General features: G+C 68.5%; 20 protein-coding genes, 1 pseudogene and 1 riboswitch. Of the genes and pseudogenes, 14 read left to right on the forward strand and 7 right to left on the reverse strand.

Features of this window, described 5'->3' with window-relative positions; genetic code table 11:
• Positions 1-67 precede the first annotated feature (67 nt).
• Positions 68-1717 carry a GMC family oxidoreductase gene (locus LZ009_RS19240; protein WP_275699577.1) on the reverse strand — a complete coding sequence of 550 codons (1650 nt, stop codon included), beginning with the start codon at positions 1715-1717 and terminating at the stop codon, positions 68-70.
• 75 nt (positions 1718-1792) lie between these two features.
• Between LZ009_RS19240 and LZ009_RS19245 the strand changes: the two are divergent.
• The 5 genes and pseudogenes from LZ009_RS19245 to LZ009_RS19265 all read left to right on the forward strand — a co-directional run bounded on the left by LZ009_RS19245 (position 1793) and on the right by LZ009_RS19265 (position 5689).
• Positions 1793-2601 (forward strand): annotated as a pseudogene (locus LZ009_RS19245) (crotonase/enoyl-CoA hydratase family protein).
• Between the two features lie 45 nt (positions 2602-2646).
• Complete coding sequence (locus LZ009_RS19250; protein WP_275699578.1) at positions 2647-3096, forward strand: MarR family winged helix-turn-helix transcriptional regulator; 450 nt, start codon at positions 2647-2649, stop codon at positions 3094-3096.
• A gap of 40 nt (positions 3097-3136) precedes the next feature.
• Positions 3137-3556 carry an organic hydroperoxide resistance protein gene (locus LZ009_RS19255; protein WP_275699579.1) on the forward strand — a complete coding sequence of 140 codons (420 nt, stop codon included), beginning with the start codon at positions 3137-3139 and terminating at the stop codon, positions 3554-3556.
• Positions 3557-3573: 17 nt separating this feature from the next.
• Positions 3574-4662: a DUF2855 family protein gene (locus LZ009_RS19260; RefSeq protein ID WP_275699580.1), complete on the forward strand. Its 1089-nt coding sequence runs from the start codon at positions 3574-3576 to the stop codon at positions 4660-4662.
• A gap of 22 nt (positions 4663-4684) precedes the next feature.
• Positions 4685-5689 (forward strand): serine/threonine protein kinase, encoded by a 1005-nt coding sequence (locus LZ009_RS19265; protein WP_275699581.1) that lies wholly within the window; start codon positions 4685-4687, stop codon positions 5687-5689.
• On the opposite strand, the gene LZ009_RS19270 is transcribed toward LZ009_RS19265, so the two are convergent.
• Positions 5690-6562, reverse strand: a complete 873-nt coding sequence (locus LZ009_RS19270; protein WP_275699582.1) for a fumarylacetoacetate hydrolase family protein — start codon at positions 6560-6562, stop codon at positions 5690-5692.
• Positions 6563-6660: 98 nt separating this feature from the next.
• Here LZ009_RS19270 and LZ009_RS19275 point away from each other — a divergent pair, with 98 nt between their 5' ends.
• The 3 genes from LZ009_RS19275 to LZ009_RS19285 are packed head-to-tail and all read left to right on the forward strand — an operon-like array spanning position 6661 to position 9321.
• On the forward strand, positions 6661-7626 hold the full coding sequence (locus LZ009_RS19275; protein WP_275699583.1) for a tripartite tricarboxylate transporter substrate binding protein: 966 nt from the start codon (positions 6661-6663) through the stop codon (positions 7624-7626).
• Between the two features lie 22 nt (positions 7627-7648).
• The gene (locus LZ009_RS19280) at positions 7649-8626 is read left to right on the forward strand and encodes a tripartite tricarboxylate transporter substrate binding protein (RefSeq protein WP_275699584.1); all 978 of its coding nucleotides are present in this window, start codon (positions 7649-7651) and stop codon (positions 8624-8626) included.
• Positions 8626-9321: a substrate-binding domain-containing protein gene (locus tag LZ009_RS19285; protein WP_275699585.1), complete on the forward strand. Its 696-nt coding sequence runs from the start codon at positions 8626-8628 to the stop codon at positions 9319-9321. Before LZ009_RS19280 ends, LZ009_RS19285 begins: the two co-directional genes overlap by 1 nt.
• Positions 9322-9340: 19 nt before the next feature.
• Here the strand turns inward: LZ009_RS19285 and htpG are convergent, their stop codons facing one another.
• Positions 9341-11251: a molecular chaperone HtpG gene (htpG, locus tag LZ009_RS19290; protein WP_275699586.1), complete on the reverse strand. Its 1911-nt coding sequence runs from the start codon at positions 11249-11251 to the stop codon at positions 9341-9343.
• A 161-nt stretch (positions 11252-11412) separates the two neighbouring features.
• On the opposite strand from htpG, the gene LZ009_RS19295 reads away from it, so the two are divergent.
• Positions 11413-11607: a hypothetical protein gene (locus LZ009_RS19295; protein WP_275699587.1), complete on the forward strand. Its 195-nt coding sequence runs from the start codon at positions 11413-11415 to the stop codon at positions 11605-11607.
• 99 nt (positions 11608-11706) lie between these two features.
• Here LZ009_RS19295 and LZ009_RS19300 read toward each other — a convergent pair whose 3' ends face one another.
• The 4 genes from LZ009_RS19300 to ribB form a co-directional block, all read right to left on the reverse strand.
• Positions 11707-12006 carry a DUF4148 domain-containing protein gene (locus LZ009_RS19300; protein WP_275699588.1) on the reverse strand — a complete coding sequence of 100 codons (300 nt, stop codon included), beginning with the start codon at positions 12004-12006 and terminating at the stop codon, positions 11707-11709.
• A gap of 111 nt (positions 12007-12117) precedes the next feature.
• Positions 12118-12567, reverse strand: a complete 450-nt coding sequence (locus tag LZ009_RS19305) for a hypothetical protein (protein WP_275699589.1) — start codon at positions 12565-12567, stop codon at positions 12118-12120.
• A complete protein-coding gene (locus LZ009_RS19310) occupies positions 12564-13025 on the reverse strand; it encodes a hypothetical protein (protein ID WP_275699590.1) in 462 nt (153 codons plus the stop codon). Before LZ009_RS19310 ends, LZ009_RS19305 begins: the two co-directional genes overlap by 4 nt.
• Positions 13026-13183: 158 nt before the next feature.
• The gene (gene ribB, locus LZ009_RS19315; protein WP_275699591.1) at positions 13184-13837 is read right to left on the reverse strand and encodes a 3,4-dihydroxy-2-butanone-4-phosphate synthase; all 654 of its coding nucleotides are present in this window, start codon (positions 13835-13837) and stop codon (positions 13184-13186) included.
• A 104-nt stretch (positions 13838-13941) separates the two neighbouring features.
• Positions 13942-14092, reverse strand: a riboswitch (FMN riboswitch).
• A gap of 175 nt (positions 14093-14267) precedes the next feature.
• Between ribB and LZ009_RS19320 the strand changes: the two genes are divergently transcribed.
• From LZ009_RS19320 to LZ009_RS19340, 5 genes are read left to right on the forward strand one after another with little or no spacing between them, the layout of a single operon-like run.
• Complete coding sequence (locus LZ009_RS19320; protein WP_275699592.1) at positions 14268-14516, forward strand: flagellar biosynthetic protein FliQ; 249 nt, start codon at positions 14268-14270, stop codon at positions 14514-14516.
• Positions 14517-14526: 10 nt separating this feature from the next.
• The gene (locus LZ009_RS19325; RefSeq protein WP_275699593.1) at positions 14527-15330 is read left to right on the forward strand and encodes a flagellar biosynthetic protein FliR; all 804 of its coding nucleotides are present in this window, start codon (positions 14527-14529) and stop codon (positions 15328-15330) included.
• On the forward strand, positions 15330-16406 hold the full coding sequence (locus LZ009_RS19330) for an EscU/YscU/HrcU family type III secretion system export apparatus switch protein (protein ID WP_275699594.1): 1077 nt from the start codon (positions 15330-15332) through the stop codon (positions 16404-16406). Before LZ009_RS19325 ends, LZ009_RS19330 begins: the two co-directional genes overlap by 1 nt.
• Positions 16403-18445 carry a flagellar biosynthesis protein FlhA gene (locus LZ009_RS19335; RefSeq protein WP_275699595.1) on the forward strand — a complete coding sequence of 681 codons (2043 nt, stop codon included), beginning with the start codon at positions 16403-16405 and terminating at the stop codon, positions 18443-18445. Before LZ009_RS19330 ends, LZ009_RS19335 begins: the two co-directional genes overlap by 4 nt.
• A 9-nt stretch (positions 18446-18454) precedes the next feature.
• Entirely contained in the window at positions 18455-19180 is a 726-nt protein-coding gene (locus tag LZ009_RS19340) for a flagellar hook-basal body protein (RefSeq protein WP_275699596.1), read from the forward strand.
• Positions 19181-19197 lie beyond the last annotated feature (17 nt).

Below are 19197 nucleotides of genomic sequence, written 5' to 3' on the forward strand. Positions count from 1 at the left end.
AAAGAAGTCTAGGAACGCCGCCTCCTTCGCGTTCTGAAGAAACGCTTAAGAAAACCTTCCAGGAACCTTAAGCAGCGACCGCTTCGCGCGGCGCGTGAACTGCTTCACGCGAGGAGCTGGCGCCGGCGCGCACCAGGTCCGCCGCCTTCTCGGCAATCATGATCACCGGCGCATTGGTGTTGCCGCCGACGATGCTGGGCATGATCGAAGCGTCGACTACGCGCAGTCCTTGGATGCCGTGCACGCGCAGCTGGTCGTCCACCACGTCCAGCGAGCCGCTGCCCATGCGGCAGGTGCCGACCGGGTGGTAGATGGTGTCGGCGTGGTTGCGGATGAATTCCGCGATCGCCTCGTCGCTGGTCGCCTGCGCGGACGCCGCGAGTTCGCGCCCGCGGTGGCCGGCCAGCGCCGGCTGCGCCAGGATCTCCCGCATCACGCGGAAGCCGCGCACCAGGCGGCGCAGGTCGTCGGGGTCGCCCAGGAAGTTGGGGTCGATGCGCGGCGCGGCCAGCGGATCCGCGCTGGCCAGCGTCAGGCTGCCGCGGCTCCTGGGGCGCAGCAGGCAGACGTGGCAGGAATAGCCGTGCCCGAACACCGTCTTGCGGCCGTGGTCCACCAGCTTGCCGATCACGAAGTGGAGCTGCAGGTCGGGCAAGGGCTCGGACGGGTCGCTCTTGATGAAGCCGCCGGCCTCGGCGAAGTTGGTGGTGAGCAGGCCGCTGCGTTGCTTGCGCCACTCGAAGATCGCCCGGATGGCGTTGACGATGCCGCGCGGCGACAGGCCGAACAGGTCCTGCAGGTGCGGGGCGTCCACCACCTGCACCACGTCGACGTGGTCGTGCAGGTTGCGGCCCACGCCGGGCAGGTCGTGCAGCACGGGAATGCCGTGTTCGCGCAGGTGCTCGGCCGGCCCGACGCCCGAGAGCATCAGCAGTTGCGGTGACAGCAGCGCGCCGGCGCTGAGCAGCACTTCGCGCTTCGCCCGCACCACCCTGGTTTCGGCGCCTTGCCGGTACTCGACGCCGACGGCGCGCTTGCCCTCGAACAGGATGCGCGTCGCGTGCGCGCCGGTCATGACCTGCAGGTTAGTCCTAGCGCGGTTCGGCGCGAGATAGGCCTTGGCGGCGCTGTAGCGCTCGCCGTTCTTGTGGGTCACCTGGTAGAGCCCCACGCCTTCCTGCTCGGCGCCGTTGAAGTCGCGGTTCTCGCGGTAGCCCGCCTGCTTGCCGGCTTCCACGAAGATCGGGCCGAAGCGGTGCGGGCTGCGCAGGTCCATCACGTTGAGCGGGCCGCCGGTTCCGTGCCAGGCGTCGCCGCCGCGTTCGTTGTGCTCGGCCTTGCGGAAGTAAGGCAGCACCTCGTTCCAGCTCCAGCCGGCGTTGCCTTCCGCGGCCCAGGCGTCGTAGTCGGCGTGGTGGCCGCGCGCGTAGATCATCGCGTTGACGGAGCTCGAGCCGCCCAGCACCTTGCCGCGCGGCTGGTAGCCACGGCGTCCGTTCAGCCCCGCTTGCGGCACGGTCTGGAAGGCCCAGTTGGCCTGGCCGTTCTTGGCCAGCAGGGCCAGGCCCGCGGGACAGTGGATGAGGACGCTGGTATCGGGCGGCCCGGCCTCGAGCAGCGTCACCCGCACGTCCGGGTCCTCCGACAGCCGCGCTGCCAGCACGCAGCCGGCGGAGCCGCCGCCCACGATGACGTAATCCACGTTGTTGTCGTCCATGCCCGTCTCCTCGTCTGCTGGCGCCAGCATAGGCACAAAGCTTCCGCGCTTTCGGAGTCCTTGCTCTAATGCGGCATGGACACCAACGCAGCGCCCGCGGAGGGCACCATCACCACGGAGCGGCGCGGGGCGCTGCTCCTGGTCGGCATCAACCGGCCGGCCAAGCGCAACGGCTTCACGCCGCGCATGTTCCGCGAACTGGGCGAAGCCTACACCTTGCTGGATGACGACCCGCAGCTGCGCGTCGGCGTGCTGCTGCCTTCGGCGCCCACTTCACCGCCGGCCTCGACCTGCCGTCCATTGCGCCCTTCATGAAGCGCGGCGAGCGCCTGGTGCCCGAGGGCATGGTGGAACCCCTCAACCTGGGCAGCCCGGGCTACCGCCGGCGCAGCAAGCCGGTGATCGCGGCGGTGCAAGGCATTACCTACACCCTCGGCATCGAGCTGATGCTGGCCGCGGACATCGTCGTCGCGGCGGACGACTGCCGCTTCTCGCAGCTCGAAGTGAAGCGCGGAATCATGGCCACCGGTGGCGCCACCCTGCGGATGGCCGAACGCGCCGGCCTCGGCAACGCCTTGCTGCACCTGCTGACGGGCGACGAGTTCGGCAGCGCCGAGGCGTTGCGGCTGAACTTCGTGCAGAAGCTGGTGCCGGCTGGGACCCAGCTGGAGGAGGCCGTGCGGATCGCCGAGGCCGTCGCCGCGCAGGCGCCGCTGGCCGTGATGGCCACGCGGCTCAACGCGCTGAAGGCGGTGGAGCAAGGACCGCTCGAAGCGATGCGCGAATTCGTCGCCGTCCAGCAGAAGCTCGCCGCGAGCGAGGACTTCCAGGAGGGCGTGCAGTCCTTCGTCGAGAAGCGGGCCGGCCGTTTCCAGGGCCGGTAGCAAATTCAATTGCACGCAATTGAATTTGGAGCTACAATTCATCCCATGCCGTCGCGATCCCTGTCCCCCGAACAAGCGCTGCAGCTGGACAACCAGCTCTGCTTCGCGCTGTATTCGGCCTCGCTCGCGATGACCAAGCTCTACAAGCCGCTGCTCGAGGAACTGGGCCTCACCTATCCACAGTACCTCGTGATGCTGGTGCTGTGGGAGGGCGACGGCCTGATGGTGTCCGAGCTCGGCCAGCGCCTGTCGCTGGACTCCGGCACCTTGACGCCGCTGCTCAAGCGGCTGGAAACGGCCGGGCTGATCAGCCGCCTGCGCGACGTGCAGGACGAACGCCGCGTCCACATCCACCTCACGGCCGCCGGCCGCAAGCTCAAGGCCCGCGCCGCCAAGGTGCCCGCCTGCGTGCTGCAGGCGAGCCAGTGCTCCATTCCCGAACTGGTCCAGCTGACCCGGCAGGTGCGCGAACTGCGCGACCGCCTGGCGGCCTGACCCGCATCTGCCTCCTCCCACCCACCGCAAGGAAGAAACCATGCCCACCGCCCTCGACAAAGTCCTCTACACCGCCAAGGCCCACACCACCGGCGGCCGTGACGGCAACTCGCGCACCGACGACGGCCGCCTCGAAGTGAAGCTGTCCTCCCCCGGCACGCCCGGCCAGGGCACCAACCCGGAGCAGCTGTTCGCCGCCGGTTATGCCGCCTGCTTCATCGGCGCCATCAAGGCCGTCGCCGGCAAGATGAAGGTCACCGTGCCGCAGGACACCGCGATCGACTCCGAAGTCGACCTCGGCCCGACCTCGCTGGGCTACGGCATCGCCGTGCGCCTGAACATCAGCCTGCCCGGCATGGAGCGCGCCGCGGCGCAGCAGCTGGTGGATGCCGCGCACCAGGTCTGCCCGTACTCGAACGCCACGCGCAACAACATCGACGTCAAGATCAACCTGGTCTGATCGCGCGCGCTGCGGCCATGGGCACCACCACGCTGCTGGTCCGCAAGGACCGGCTTTCCGAAGCGCGGCTCGCGGCCGCCCAAGACGCGCCCCTCGCGCCCGGCCAGGTGCGGGTGCGCGTCGACGCTTTCGCCCTCACCGCCAACAACGTCACCTACGCCGCCTTCGGCGAGGCCATGCACTACTGGCAGTTCTTCCCGGCGCCGGAAGAAGGCTGGGGCATCGTGCCGGTGTGGGGCTTCGGCACGGTGGTGCAGTCCCTGCATCCGGGCGTGGCGGTCGGTGAGCGCCTCTATGGCTACTGGCCGATGGCGTCCAGCGCCATCCTGCAGCCGCAGCGGCTCACCGAGCGAGGCTTCCGCGACGGCGCGCCGCACCGCGCGGAGCTGCATGGCATCTACAACGCCTACCTGCGCACCAACCGCGACCCGTACTACACGCCCGACAGCGAGGAAGCGCAGGCGCTGCTGCGGCCGCTCTTCACCACCTCCTGGCTGATCGACGACTTCCTCGCGGACAACCAGTTCTTCGGCGCCGACACGGTGCTGCTCTCCAGCGCTTCGAGCAAGACGGCCTACGGCACCGCTTTCCAGCTGCAGCAGCGTCCGGGCATCCGCCGCATCGGTTTGACCTCGGCCGCCAACAAGGCCTTCTGCGAAAGCCTGGGCTGCTACGACCGCGTCCTCGCCTACGAGGAGCTGGACCAGCTCGATGCCGGCACGTCCTGCGTCTACGTCGACTTTGCCGGCAATGCCGCCTTCCGCGCGGCCGTGCACCAGCGCTTCGCCAACCTGCGTTACAGCTGCGCCGTCGGCGGCACGCACGTGACGCAGCTGGGGGGCGCAGGGCATTTGCCCGGTCCGCGGCCCACGCTGTTCTTCGCGCCGGCACAGGCGAAGAGGCGCAGCCAGGACTGGGGCGCCGCGGAGCTGGACCAGCGGCTGGTGGACGCCTGGCACGCCTTCCGCACGCACGTGGCGGACCCGGCGCGTCCCTGGTTGCGCGTGGAGCGCCACCCAAACGCCGACGCGGCCTTGCAGACCTACCAGCGGCTGGCTGCCGGCGACACGCAACCGGCCAGCGGCCACATCCTCAGCGTGCGTTAAGGCGGCGCGGCGACAATGCCGCATGTCCGACGCACGCCACCCTTACGAAGTCCTCACCCCCGACGTGGTGCTGGACGCCCTGGCTTCGGTCGGCCTCTACGGGGACGGGCGCCTCATGGCGCTGAGCTCCTACGAAAACCGCGTGTACCAGGTGCACCTGGAGGATCCGTTCGAAGGCGCGCCCATCGTGGTCGCCAAGTTCTACCGGCCGGGACGCTGGAGCGAGGCGCAGATCGCCGAGGAACACGCCTTCGCGGCCGAACTCGCGCAGGCCGAAGTGCCGGTGGTCGCGCCGCTGGCGCCGCAAGGCAGCACGCTGCACCACCATGCCGGTTTCATCTTCAGCGTGAGCCCGCGCCGCGGCGGCCGCGGGCCCGAACTGGACGACGGCGAGGTGCTCGAGTGGATAGGCCGCTATCTCGCGCGGCTGCACACCGTGGGTGCAAGGCGGCCGTTCGAACACCGGCCTGCGCTCGATGTGGCGAGCTTCGGCGAGGAGCCGCGCGACTGGCTGCTGGCCCACGACGGCATTCCGCTGGACGTGCAAGGCGAGTGGCAGCGCCTGTGCGAGACGGCGCTGGCGCGCATCCGCACCGCGTTTGCCGAGGCGCGGGTGGCCGGCGTGCGCGACATCCGCCTGCACGGCGACTGCCATCCCGGCAACATCCTGTGGACGCCTGATGCCGGCCCGCACTTCGTCGACCTTGACGACGCCCGCAGCGGCCCGGCGGTGCAGGACCTGTGGATGCTGGTCTCGGGAGAGCGCGCGCAGCGGCAACGCCAGCTGGGCGCGTTGGTGGACGGCTACGAACAGATGCGCGAGTTCGATCGCGCGGAACTGGCTCTCATCGAGCCCTTGCGCACGCTGCGCCTGATCCATTACAGCGCCTGGCTGGCGCGGCGCTGGGACGATCCGGCCTTCCCGCACGCCTTTCCGTGGTTCGGCAGCTCCGACTACTGGCGCGGCCAGGTGCAGATGCTCGAAGAGCAGCTCGAAGCGATGGACGAGCCGCCCGTCGTCGCCTGATCAACGCACCGGGTTCTCGATGAACCCGATGCCGTCGATCTCCACCCGCACCACGTCGCCCGCCTTCAGGTACTTGGGCGGCTTGAAGCCGATGCCCACGCCCACCGGCGTGCCGGTGGCGATGATGTCGCCCGGATAGAGCGTGATGCCGGCGGACAACGTCTCGATCAGCTTCGGGATGCCGAAGATGAAGTCCTTGGTGCTGGCGTTCTGGCGCTCCTCGCCGTTGACGAAGCACTTCACCTGCGTGGCCTGACCGTCGACCTCGTCGGCGCTCACCAGCCAGGGGCCCATGGGGCAGAAGGTGTCGAAGGACTTGCCCAGCAGCCATTGCTGGTGGCGGCCCTGCCAGTCGCGGGCGGTCACGTCGTTGATGATCGTGTAGCCCCAGACGTGCTGCATCGCGTCGGCGGCGCTGATGCCCTTGCCGCCCTTGCCGATGATGATGGTGAGCTCCGCCTCGTAGTCGATGGCGGTCGACACCTCCGGCATGCGGATGGCGTCGGTGGGGCCGACGACGCACTCGGGCACCTTGGAGAAGATGATCGGGTCGGCCGGGATGTCGCCGCCGGACTTGGCGCTGGAGTCGAAGCCGCTGCCGGCGAACTCGCGGGCATGGGCGTGGTAGTTCTTGCCGACGCAGAAGATGTTGCGGCGCGGGCGCGGGATGGGCGCGGTGAGCTGCACCTGGTCGAGCGCGATGGCGGCGCCGACGGCGGGCAGCGGGCGACCGGCCACCAGGCTTTCGACGACCGGCAGGGCGCCCAGCGCGCACTCGGCTTCGGACAACTGGAACGGCTCGATGCTGCGGCCGTCGGCGGAAACGCGGCCGACGCCGGCCTTGCCCTGGTACTGGTAGGCAGCGAGTTTCATGCGGATACCTTCATGGGGGAAAACTCTCTTTCTCGCCGCTTCCGGCGCAACGTAGCATGCTAACAAACCCCCCCAGAAAAACCCTCAGGAGAGTCCCCATGTTGCGCCGAACGCTGTTCGCCGTGGGCCTGCTGGCGGCAGCCGGCCTGGCTGCTGCGCAGGCTGCTTACCCCAGCAAGCCCATCACGATGATCGTGCCCTTCCCGCCCGGCGGCCTGGCCGACGTGGTGGGCCGGCCGGTGGCCGAGGCCATGGGCCGCGAGCTCGGCCAGAGCGTCATCATCGAGAACAAGCCGGGAGCCGGCGGCGGCATCGGCATGGCCGCCGCCTCCAAGGCCGCGCCGGACGGTTACACGATCCTGATGTCGCTGTCCTCGTTCACGGTGATCCCGGAGGCGGACGTGGTGATCGGCCGCTCGCCGATGTATTCGCTCAATTCGCTCAAGCCCATCGCCCGCTTCACGGCCGACCCGACCGTGCTGGCGGTGCGCGCCGACGCGCCCTGGAAGACGGTCAAGGACTTCGTGGAGGACGCGAAGAAGCGCCCCGGCGCGATCAACTACGGTTCGTCCGGCAACTACGGCACCATGCATGTGCCGATGGAAATCCTGGCGCAGAACACCGGCATCAAGCTGACGCACGTGCCCTACACCGGCGCCGGCCCGGCCGTGGTCGCGCTGCTGGGCGGGCAGATCGACGCCGTCTCTTCCGGTCCGGCCACCGTGCTGCAGCAGGTCAAGGCCGGCAAGCTGCGCGTGCTGGCCCACTGGGGCAATGCCCGCCTGCAGACGATGCCGGACGTGCCATCGCTCAAGGAGTCGGGCTACGAGGCCGAGTACGCCCAGTGGTCGGGCCTGTTCGTCCCGGCCGGCACCCCGGACGCGGTGGTGCAGAAGCTGCGCGCTGCCGCCCGCGCCGCCGCCAACGACCCCAAGGTCAAGGACGTGATCCTCAACGCCGGCAGCCCCATCCTCTACCAGGACACGCCGGACTTCGAGAAGTACGTTCAGGCCGATGCGCGCCGCATGGCCGACGTGGTCAAGAAGATCGGCAAGGTCGAGTAAGCCGCCCGCCAAGGAGAGTCCCATGCAACGCACTTCGTTCCTGCGCTGGCTGGCCGCCGGCGCCTGCGCCGCGGCCCTGCTGCCGCTGCCCGCCGCCGCCCAGGGTTACCCCACGCGGCCGGTCAAGATCGTGGTGCCGTTCGCCGTGGGCGGCCCGGCCGACGTGTTCGCGCGGGTGCTCGCGCAGCGCCTGCCGGATTTGCTGGGTCAGGCCTTCGTGGTCGAGAACCGCCCCGGGGCCGGCGCCGTGATCGGCACCGACCTGGTGGCCAAGGCGCCGGCGGACGGCTACACGCTGCTGCTGATGTCGAACGCGCACACGGTCAACGAGACGCTGGTGCCGAACAAGCCGTACCACCTGACCAAGGACTTCGTGGGCGTGGCGCCCATCAACTCGTCCGACCTCGTGCTGGTGGCGCATCCGTCCGTGAAGGCGTCCAACGTGCGTGAGCTGCTGGTGCTGGCCAAGGCGCGCCCCGGCAAGCTGAACTACGCTTCCTCCGGAACCGGCACGCCGTACCACATGGCCGGCGAACTGTTCAAGAGCATGTCGGGTGCCTTCCTCGTGCACATCCCGTACAAGGGCAGCTCGGGCGCGCGCACCGACGTCATCGGCGGGCAGGTCGACCTGATGTTCGACGCCGTCACGACCATGACGGAACAGGTGCGTGCCGGCAAGGTGAAGGCGCTGGCCACCACCGGCAAGCAGCGCTCCGCCGTGATGCCCGACGTGCCCACGGTCGACGAGTCCGGCGTGCCGGGCTACGAGGCGACGATCTGGCTGGGGCTGATGGCGCCCAAGGGCACGCCGGCGGCCGTCGTGCAGCGCCTGAACGAGGCGGTGACCAAGATCGTGAGCGACAAGGAACTGCAGCAGGCCTGGGCCAAGCAGGGTGCGGCGCCGCTGGTGATGAACCCGCAGGCCTTCGACAAGTACGTGCAGGATGACATCGCCAAGTGGGCGAAGGTGATCCAGACCGCCCACATCAAGGCCGACTGATGCGCACGCTCTATTTCCTCAGCGGCGGTGCGGCGCAAGGCCTGGTGCGCGAACTGCAGCCCGCTTTCGAGGCCGCGCACGGTTGCCGGCTCGAAGGCACTTTCGGCGCCGTGGGTGCGATGAAGGACAAGCTGCTGGGCGGTGCGCCCTGCGACCTGCTGATCCTCACGCATGCGCTGATCGCCGAACTCGCCAGCCAGGGCCACGCCGAAGGCGCCAGCGCCCGGCCGCTCGGCCTGGTGAAGACCGGCGTGGCCGTGAAGCAGGGCGCGGCGGCGCCCGACGTCGGCTCGCCCGACGCTTTGCGGAAGGTACTGGAGCAGGCGGGTGCGGTGTACTTTCCCGACCCCGCCAAGGCGACGGCCGGGATTCACTTCATGAAGGTGCTGACGGGATTGGGCGTCGCCGATGGCCTGGCCCCGCGCCTGCGCACCTTCCCCAACGGCGCCACGGCGATGGCCGCGCTGGCGCAGGCGCCGGAAGCCAACGCGGTCGGTTGCACGCAGGTGACCGAGATCCTGATCACCAAGGGCGTGCAGCTGGTCGGCCTGCTGCCCCCGCCTTACGAGCTGGCGACCACTTACACGGCCGCCGTCGCGACGCGCGCAGCGGAGCCGGCGCTGGCGGCGGAACTGATCGCGGCGCTCACCGCGGCGGAAGCCGCGGCGAAGCGCAAGGAGTGCGGGTTCGAATGAGCGACCGCACCCTCCCGCATCAGGCCAGCAGCGCGTTCACCCGTTTCACGTAAGCCGCCGGATCCTCCGGCAGCCCGCCTTCGGCCAGCAGCGCCTGGTCGAACAGGATGTGTGCCAGGTCGTGGAAGTTGGGCGAGCCGTCCAGCTTCTGCACCAGCGGGTGCGAGGCATTCACCTCCAGCACCGGCTTGCTGTCCGGCGCCTTCTGTCCGGCCTGCTTGAGCAGGCGTTGCAGCTGCAGGCTCACGCCGCCTTCGGTGACGACCAGGCAGGCCGGCGAGTCGACCAGGCGCGTCGTGACGCGCACGTCCGACGCCTTGTCCTTCAATGCTTCCTTCAGCTTCGCCAGCACCGGCTTGAAGGTCTCCGCCGCTTCCTCGGCCGCCTTCTTCTCCGCCTCGTCCTGCAGCGCACCCAGGTCGACCTGGCCCTTGGCCACCGACTGCAGCGGCGTGCCGTCGAACTCCGGCAGGTGGCCCAGCGCCCATTCGTCGACGCGGTCGGTCATGAACAGCACCTCGAGGCCCTTCTTGCGGAAGATCTCCAGCTGCGGGCTGTTGGCGGCGGCGGCCTGCGTGTCGGCGGTGACGTAGTAGATGGCCTCCTGGCCTTCCTTCATGCGCGCCTTGTAGTCGGCGAGCGAGACCGTCGGCGTGTCACTCGTGGTGGAAGCAAAGCGCATCAGCTTGGCGATGCGCTCGCGGTTGCCGAAGTCCTCGCCCAGGCCTTCCTTCAGCACGGCGCCGAACTCGCTCCAGAAGGTGGCGTACTTGCCCTTGTCCTCTTCCGAGGCGCTTTCGTCGGTGGCGGCCTTGGCCAGGTCCTCCAGCATCGACAGCACGCGGCGGGTGTTGCCTTCGCGGATCGCCTTCACGTCGCGGCTTTCCTGCAGCAGTTCGCGGCTCACGTTCAGCGGCAGGTCGGCCGAGTCGATCACGCCCTTGACGAAGCGCAGGTAGGACGGCAGCAGCGCCTCGGCCTCGTCCATGATGAAGACGCGCTTCACGTACAGCTTCATGCCCGCGGCCTTCTCGCGGTTCCACAGGTCGAAGGGCGCGCGCGCGGGGATGTACAGCAGCTGCGTGTATTCGGTGCTGCCTTCCACGCGGTTGTGCGTCCAGGCGAGCGGGTCCTCGAAGTCGTGGCTGATCGCCTTGTAGAACTCCTTGTACTGCTCCGGCGTGATGTCCTTCTTGGGCCGGCTCCACAGCGCGGTGGCCTGGTTGACGGTCTCCCACTCTTCCGTCAGCACGTGCTCGCCGCCCTTGCCTTCCTCGCCTTCCTTCCACTCCTCCTTGCGCATGCGGATCGGCAGCGAGATGTGGTTGGAGTACTTGTTGACGATGGACTTGAGCTTCCAGCTGGAGAGGTAGTCCAGCGCGTCGTCGCGCAGGTGCAGGGTGACGCTGGTGCCGCGCTCGGCCCGCGTGATCTGCTCCACCTCGAAGTCGCCGGCGCCGCCGCTCACCCAGCGCACGCCTTCGTCCGCCGGCAGGCCGGCGCGGCGCGATTCCACCGTGATGCGGTCGGCGACGATGAAGCCGGAGTAGAAGCCCACGCCGAACTGGCCGATCAGCTGGGCGTCGGCCTTCTGGTCGCCCGAGAGGCGATGCATGAACTCGCGCGTGCCGCTCTTGGCGATGGTGCCCAGGTTGTCGATGGCTTCCTGCTGCGACAGGCCGATGCCCGTGTCGGCGATGGTCAGCGTACGCGCGTCCTTGTCGAAGCTCACGCGCACCTCCAGCTCGGGCTGGCCTTCGTAGAGTTCGGGCTTGTCGAGCGCCTCGAAGCGCAGCTTGTCGCACGCGTCCGATGCGTTGGACACCAGCTCGCGCAGGAAGATCTCCTTGTTGGAGTACAGCGAGTGGGTGACGAGGTGCAGCAGCTGCGCCACCTCGGCCTGGAAGGAGAGGGTCTGTTTCTGGCTCATGGTTCTAGGGGGAAATGGGGCGTCCCGCAGTTAGGAGCGTTGCGGGAATATTTCAAGGCGATGGATGCTAGCGCACCTCGACGTGAACTTTTCGATGTTTCCTGCCCCGGCGGGGCCAGCTCATCCGTCTACCCCCTCTCACCAGTGGTTACAGTCCCTTCATGCGCATCGAGCTGCCTTCCCCGTCCTGGGCCGACGTCCACCGCGCCCAGGATGACGCCCACACGCTGACGCTGCCCCAGCAGCGCCCGCTGTCGCTGCTGCCTGGCCAACTGCTGGCCGAAGGCGCACGGGCCGAAACCCTGCGCACCCGCATCGCCCCGGTCGATGCGCGCGAGCTGACCCTCACCCTCTGATTCGCCCGCCCGAAACGGCGGACGCAAAAAAAGGGCCCCGCAGGGCCCTGAAGGAACCCCTTGCGGGCTCCTGGGAGGTTCATGAAACGAATTCGTGGCTTACAGGCCGATCTCGCCCGAGGAGATCTTGCCCAGGCGCAGCGCTTGCGCGGCTTCGGCACGCACGGTGGCCGTCTGCAGCGAGGACTTGACGGGTTCGGCAACGCGCGAACCGGCCGGCTCGGTGCTGCGCGTGGCTGGGACGCGGGCCGCTTCGGCCTGCACTTCGGCGCGGGTGCGGGCGCCTTCGATCTGGATGGCGTACTGGGAAGCGTCGGCCTCGTCGGCGCTGGCGATGCCCGAGAAAGCGGCGGCGGAAGCGGCGACGATGGCGAGCAGGTGCTTGGAATAGGAAGTCATGATGCGTTGTCCTTTCAGTGAGTGGCCGGTTGACGTCTTCGCCAACCGTGATGTCACTGTAGGAGGGGCTCTTTAGATGGCCCTTAGCGCTGACTTAGCTGGCCGTTAGCCTCAGAAGTCTTCCGCGAATTCGTGCGGCGGCACCAGGTTGGCCAGCGCGCGGAACGCGCCGAACGCCAGCAGCAACTGCGCCACCACCAGCACCGGCTGCGGATGGAGCAGCGCGACCAACTCCGGCACGCGCGCCCACGCCGCGCCCAACTCGCCGGCCAGCAGGCCGGCGCCGCGCGCGAGCAGGCCCGTCGCCACGGCCACGCCCAGCGCATAGCAGGCGATGCCCGCGGCCAGCAGCCATTGGCCGCGCCGTGGATGGAGCAGCCGCCGCTTGAGGCTGCCGGTGTAGACGAAGAGGCCGGCGACCAGGGCGGCCAGCACCAGCTCCGGCAACCAGGGCTGCGAGCCGGCGCCGGCGGAGAGTGCGCGCATCCAGGACAGGTGCTCCAGCGCGGACAGGAAGGACAGCAACAGCAGCGAGAGGGCGATGTAGAGGGCGTGGATCATGGCTTCCTCCGCTTGGCCGGCAGGGGCGCCGGCAGCTCGTCCTGCGGCGCCGCGTCGAGCCGCAACAGCACGCCGACCAGCGCCGCCAGCACGCCCAGCCGCGACGCGAACTCGAGGCCTGCGACGATGCGATGCGGTGTGATGGCGCGCGGCAGGTCGGCGGCCGCTGCGGCCTCGCGCGCATAGCCGGTCACGAGCTCCAGCGACCAGCTCACGTGCAGCAGCAGGAAGACCAGCGAGCAGGTGGCCAGCAAGGCGACCCAGGCGCTCCAGCGCGGAATGCGATGCGCCAGCTGCGCATCGCGAAACAGCAGCAGCGCCGGCAGCACCGCCGCCAGCGCGCACACGCTGGCGAGGTCCACCACCTGCAGGTGCAAGGCCAGCGGATCGACACCGCCTGCCTGCAGCAAGGACTTCAAGGGAAACAACAGGGACAGCAGCACGGCCAGTCCCAGCAAGACAGACGCATTACGCAGCATGTGCGCACCCCCCCACTCATCGTTTGCCGCGTTATAGCGGCGCGCCACGGGCGAGGGGTGGCCGTCCGCCGCGTGGTCGATTCGCGGGGACGAGCGTCAGGCAGGCGCGACCGGACGTACGGCCGCGTGAGGAAATGTCACACGGCCTGGAGCGCCAGGCGATGCTGGCGCAATGCTTCCACCGTGGTGCACAGCAGGCCGTGGCGCTCGGCGAAGGCGGCGATCTGCGCGCCCTTGGCCATGCTGCCGTCGGGATTCATCAGCTCGCACAGCACGCCCGCGGGCGAACAACCCGCCAGCTCCGCGAGATCGGCCGCCGCCTCGGTGTGGCCTTGCCGCTCGATCACGCCGCCCGCGCGCGCGATCAGCGGGAACACGTGGCCCGGGCTCACGATCTCGCTGTGCTCCAGCGTGGAGCGCAGCGCGCACTGGATGGTCTGCACGCGGTCGGCCGCGGACACGCCGGTGCTGATGCCGTGCGCCGCCTCGATCGACTGCGTGAAGGCCGTCGCATAGCGCGAGCGGTTCACCTCCACCATCGGCCGCAGCTTGAGCGCGCTGGCCCGGTCGGGCCGGATGCACAGGCAGACGATGCCGCTGCCCTCGCGAATCAGCATGGCCATGGTGTCGGCACGAACGAGGTCGGCGGCGACGATCAGGTCGGCCTCGTCCTCGCGGCCGGCGTCGTCGAGCACCAGCACGGGCCGGCCGGCACGCACCTGCGCGATGACGTCGGGGATGGGACTCAGCGTGACGGCCGCGTCCTGGGTGGGAAGGGAAAGGGAAGTCATTTGAAACGCTCCTGTTGGTTGGACAAAAACGCTTCAAGGCGGCAAGAACGCCCACGCCTGCCGGTGAAGGCGAGCGCAGGCACATCGCGGCCACGCGAGTGGACGCGAATCTTCTTTCATCCGGACTGTGACCGTCGGCTCCAGCATTGGACTGGATCTGCTGACCCCGCTGCCTTGCGGCTGCGGGCGCTCGCGGGCTCGCGGCTTGCGCCGCCTACCGCCGGTGGGGAATTTCACCCCGCCCTGAAGACCTGGGCATCTTAGGAGAAGAGGCAAGACCTTGCTGGCCGCGAAGTCGCCTGCGTGCCAGCACGCTTCGTGTGCGTTTGTTCGCGCGACTGGCGCCAAGAGTTCGCTCGGCACCTGCGCGCATGCGGCGCAAACTTTCCCGAAACGCCTCCAGGGAGTTCCAGTGACCAGCGGTCTTGCCTTGAAGTTGACGTCCGACCTGTTCTGGACGGGCCTGCTCGTTTCCTTGCCGGTGCTCGGCCTGACACTCCTGGTGGGCCTGGCCATCAGCGTCCTGCAGGTTCTCACGCAGGTGCAGGAAATGTCATTGACGGTGGTGCCCAAGCTGGTGGCCGCCGGCGTGGCCATCGTCGTCTTCGGTCCCTGGATGCTCGGCAGGCTGTGCCAGTTCGCCGTTCAACTTTGGTCGCAGATTCCGGGTCTCGTCTGAGAGCGCGGGCATGAGCGAACTGTTCTCCGCTTCCGCCATGCCCTGGATCACGAACGTGCTGCTCGTGTCCACGCGCTTGTCGGCCTTGCTGCTGATGACGCCCGTGCTGCACGCCGTGCCGCTGCCGCCCACGGTGCGGCTGCTGATGGTGCTGGCGCTCTCCGCGGCCCTGGCCATGCCGCTGGCCGGCAGCGCGGCGACCGTGCACGACGTTCCGCAATTGTTCGAGGCGTTCCTGCGCGAGCTGGCGATCGGCGCGACGCTGGGGCTGGGCGTCCTGATGGCTTTCTCGGGCTTTGCCTTGGCCGGACGCGTGATCGACGTGCAGTTGGGCTTCGGCATCGGGCAGGTGTTCGACCCGCTCACGCGAACGCAGGTGCCCGTGATCACGTCCGCACTCGGCCTTGCAGGCGTGGTGATCTTCTTCCTGGTGAACGGCCACCATGCGCTGCTGCGCGGTGTGGCCTACAGCCTGGGCCGGTTTCCGGCCGGTCAATCCTGGTCGTTGCAGGACGCGGCGGGGCCTGTGCTGCAGCAGGTGGCCGGCCTGTTCACGCTGGGCTTCGCGCTGGCCGCGCCCATCGTGCTGTGCCTGTTGCTCGTGGAGTTCGCGCTCGGCGTGCTGGCGCGCAACCTGCCGCAGGCCAACATCCTGCTGTTGGGGATGCCGGTGAAGGTGGTGGCGGGGCTCCTGGTGCTGTCGTTCTGGGCGGGTGGAATGGGCGAGATCACCTCGCGCGTCTACGGAAACCTGTATGCCACCTGGAATCGGCTGTTCGAATTGCCGCCGGCACCTGCGGGAGGGAGCCGCTGATGGCCGACCAGGACGTTGACCGCAGCGAAGCGGCCACCCCGTTCAAGCTGAAAAAGGCGCGTGAGCGCGGGCAGACCGGTCGCAGCACGGACGCCGTGAGCGCCGCAGTGTTTACCGCTGCGGTGATCTTCCTGGCCTGGCAAGGCATGGCGTCGGCAACCGCGTTGCTGGCAATGGCCCGGAGTGCGCTGCTGCAGGTCCAGAACCACGACCTGGCGCAGGCCGCGCTCTGGGTGTTGCTGACGCAGCTGGCCAGCGGCGCGGCAGCCGTCGTCCTGCCTTTCATGGGCCTTCTCATGGCAACGGCCATGGCGGCCACCTGGCTGCAATCCGGCTTCGTGCTGTCTTCCGAGCCTCTGAAGTTCGATCCGCAGAGGATCAGTCCGGCCGCCGGCCTGCAGCGCCTGCTTTCTGCGCGCACCCTGTTCGAGGGACTGCGCGCGTGCGTCAAGCTGGTGGTCCTGACGCTGGCTGCTTGGCTCGCGCTCAAGGCTCTGATGCCGCAATTCCTGGCAGTCGCCAGCCTCTCGCCCGTCGCCTTCCTGCGCCTGCTCGCGGACGACCTTGCCGCCCTCGGTTGGAAGATCGCGCTGGCGCTGATACTGATTGCCGTCCTGGACATCGCCTTCACCCGGCGCGAGTTCGGCCGCAAGATGCGCATGAGCCGGCGCGAGCTGAAGGACGAATTCAAGGAGCGCGAGGGCGATCCGCGGATCCGCGCGCGGCTGCGGGAACTGCGCAACGAAATGCGCAAGCGCAGCCGCGCATTGAGCAACACCCGCACGGCCGACGTCGTCGTGACCAATCCGACGCACTATGCCGTGGCGCTGCGCTACGTCCATGGCGAGATGCCCGCGCCGCAACTGGTCGCCAAGGGCGCCGGCCAGCTCGCAGCGGCCATGCGCGAGATTGCGTGGCGCCACCGCGTTCCCATCGTGCAGAACCCGCCCTTGGCGCGCCGCTTGTTCCGCGAGATGGCGATCGACGAGCACGTCCCCAGCGACTTCCACGCGGAGGTGGCACGCATCATCGTGTGGGTGTTCGCGCTGCGCGAGCGGCGGGGAGCGGCGGCATGAACGCCGTGGGACGCCTCCTGGTCCGGCAGTCCGATGCCGTCCTCGTGCTCGCGGTGCTCGGCGTGCTGCTGGTGCTGTTCGTCCCGGTGGCCCGCCCGCTGCTGGACTTCCTGATCCTCGCGAATTTCGCCTTCGCGCTGTTGATCCTGCTGCTGACCTTCTTTGTCGCGCGGCCGGCCGAGTTTTCCACTCTCCCCTCGCTCCTCCTGGTCGCGACCTTGTTCCGGCTGGCGCTCAACGTCGCCGCCACGCGGCTGATCCTGGCGGACGCCGACGCGGGGCGCGTGATCGCCGCCATCGGCGCTTTCGTCGTTGATGGAAACGTCGTCGTCGGGCTCGTGGTGTTCCTCATTTTGGTCGTGGTGCAGTTCGTGGTGGTGACCAATGGCGCACAACGCGTGTCCGAGGTGGCCGCGCGCTTCACGCTGGACAGCATGCCCGGCCAGCAAATGAGCATCGATGCCGACCTGAACATGGGATTCATCAACCAGGCCGAGGCGCAGCTGCGACGCCGTACCCTGGAACGCGAAGCCGCCTTCCACGGGTCGATGGATGGCGCGTCGAAATTCGTCAAGGGCGATGCCATCGCCGGGATCACGATTTTGGCCATCAACATCGTGGGTGGCCTGGTGATCGGGATCGTGCAGCACCACATGCCGTGGGGACAAGCGCTGCAAACCTACACGCTGCTCACGGTGGGCGACGGCATCGTCACGCAAGTGCCTGCGCTGATCATTGCCCTGGGGACCGGGATCATCGTGACCCGGTCGGCCTCCGACGGCAACTTGAGCCGCGAAGCGCTGCGCCAGATCACGGCCTTTCCGAAGACCCTGCTGATCGTGGCGGCCGCGATGGGCGCGCTGCTGCTGCTGCCTGGGATTCCGGCGTGGCCCGCGGCCACGCTGCTGATGCTGGCGCTCGCCATTGCCTGGCTCGCCCGACGCTTCGGGCCGGAGCCGACCGCAGTGCTCGCGCCAAGCACCGGCGACCAAGCCAAGGAAGACGCGCCGGACATCACGCCGGTGGAGCCAGTCGAAGTGCTGGTGGGCCAGCGCTGGGAAGGCCAGGTCCAGGAAGCCAGCCTGTTCATGGAGCGCATCGGCGCCCTGCGCAAGCAGCATGCGCAGGAGTTCGGCGTCATGCTTCCGCGCATCCGCTTCCGTCGTGGGCCGCGTCTCGCAGCGGATGCCTACGAAATCCATATCGACGGCGCCCTGGTGGCGAAGGGAGAGGTGTCCGGAGATCGCTTGCTGGCGATCCATCCGGCCGGCGACGTGCGGTCCGTAGCGGGGACGCCCACCCGCGACCCGACTTACGGGCTGCCTGCACTGTGGGTCGACCTGGACCAGCGCGAGGCCGCAGCGGCGGCGCGTTACACGCTCGTAGATGCGCCCACCGTTTTCCTCACGCACCTGGCCGAGGTGCTGCGGCGCGAATGCGCGAGCCTGCTGACGCGCGCCGAGACCGACCGGCTTCTTTCCAGGGTGCGGCAGTCGCAACCCGCGCTCGTCGAGGAGGTCATTCCCGCGCTGCTGTCCGTGGGAGACCTGCAGAAAGTGCTGCAGAACCTGTTGCGCGAGAAGGTTTCGATCCGCCACATCGACGCGATTCTCGAAACGCTGGCCGATGCCGGGCGCAGCAGCAAGGATGCCGCGAGCTTGACGGAGGCAGTCCGCCAGCGGCTGGGGCACGCGATCTGCCAGGGCCTTGCGCGTGAAGGCGGGTCGCTCCAGGTTCTCACGCTCGACCCGGCGATCGAGGGGCACCTCTTGCAGAACCTGCGCGCCGCGCAACAGGACGGGCGGGCGCCGTCCTTTGCCCTGGAGCCCAAGCTGCTGGAACGCTTCATCCCGCACCTGGCGCAGCAGGCCGAACGCATGATGAAGAGCGACTTGCTGCCGGTGCTGCTCTGCGCGCCCGAATTGCGGCGGCACTTGCGTGCGCTTTCCGAGCGCGGCCTGCCGCACCTGCGCGTGCTTTCGATGGCGGAGATCCCGCACACGCTGGAATTGAAGTCCTACGGGACCATCACCCTTTGAGGCCCGCACATGCATCCCGTCCTTGCCCTCACCTTGCAGGCCATGCAGTCCGACATGAGTCGAATGGATCGCGTAGCGATGAATCTCGCCAATTCGCAGACGCCGGGCTACAAGCGCGAGGTCGCCGCCGGCGGATTCGCGCAACTGCTCGAAGCGCAGGGTGCTGCATTGGTCCACATCGACCAGCGGCAAGGGACGATGAAACCCACCGGGCAGGGGCTGGACGTGGCGTTGTCAGGTCCGGGCTGGTTCGAAGTGGCAACGGATCAAGGCATTGCGTACACGCGCATGGGGAGCTTCCGACGCGACTCGCAAGGACGCCTGGTGACGGAGCAAGGCCATCCGGTCGCCGGGACTGCCGGCGAGATTCGCCTGCCCGAAGGCCCGGTGAGCATCGATGCAGCGGGACGGATTTTCGAGGCGGTGGGCGGAGAGGGCGGTTTCGCGAAGTCCCGCGCTGAACCGGTGGCGCAGCTCAAGGTCGTGGTGTTCGAGGAGAAAGCGCCGGCACAGCGCCTGGGCAACGGGCTCGTGGTCTTCCCGGGTGCGACGGCCGCGGCGGACGGCCGTACGGAGATCCGGCAGGGCCACCTCGAAAACGCCAACGCCAGCTCCATGCAGGAAATGGTGCAGCTGATGCAGACCGTGCGGCATTTCGAATCGATGCAGAAGGTCGCCCTTGGCTATGACGAGATGCTGGGCAACGCCATCCGCAAACTGGGTGAAGGCCAATGACGGCAACAAGGAGCACA

The organism is Ramlibacter paludis (assembly GCF_022012305.1).
Classification (GTDB): domain Bacteria; phylum Pseudomonadota; class Gammaproteobacteria; order Burkholderiales; family Burkholderiaceae_C; genus Ramlibacter; species Ramlibacter paludis.